Below are 415 nucleotides of genomic sequence, written 5' to 3'. Positions count from 1 at the left end.
ATTCATGGTTAAAATTTATGCTATAATAATTATCAGGAGAATAAGAATGTTTTTAGCTAGTCACCCTCCGGGCTTTATCTCTCCCAGGGAGTCGTTGTGGTTAATCTGACAGCAGAGGGGGTGACGACTTGAGTGATTCTACGATTATAGTAATATCTGTATCTATATGTATTACAGCACTATGCTTAACAGCTATGGTGATTGTAGGAACATACTTAAAAGATAGGTTAGTAATCAAGGGTAAATCTTCAATAGGTAAGTTAACTGAAAATGAAATTTCTATAACTGCCGAAGATAAAAACTCAAAAAACTAAAAATGCACTACTTGGCGAAGAGTGCATTTTTAAACTAAAAACAACTTAACTATTTTAAAACCGTAACGGCTTCTTTTAAATATATTATATCACAATTTATT

General features: G+C 32.0%; 1 protein-coding gene. It reads left to right on the top strand.

The window, feature by feature from the left end; all coding sequences use genetic code 11:
- The first annotated feature begins 128 nt into the window (after positions 1 to 128).
- Positions 129 to 314 (top strand): hypothetical protein, encoded by a 186-nt coding sequence (locus ACFHWD_RS20675; RefSeq protein ID WP_378062950.1) that lies wholly within the window; start codon positions 129 to 131, stop codon positions 312 to 314.
- Positions 315 to 415: the final 101 nt, after the last annotated feature.

Source organism: Clostridium sp. MT-14, from assembly GCF_042436595.1.
Taxonomy (GTDB): domain Bacteria; phylum Bacillota; class Clostridia; order Clostridiales; family Clostridiaceae; genus Clostridium_B; species Clostridium_B aromativorans.
Note: the sequence above shows the minus strand (reverse complement) of the source record. Positions and strands in the feature narration are given on the sequence as shown.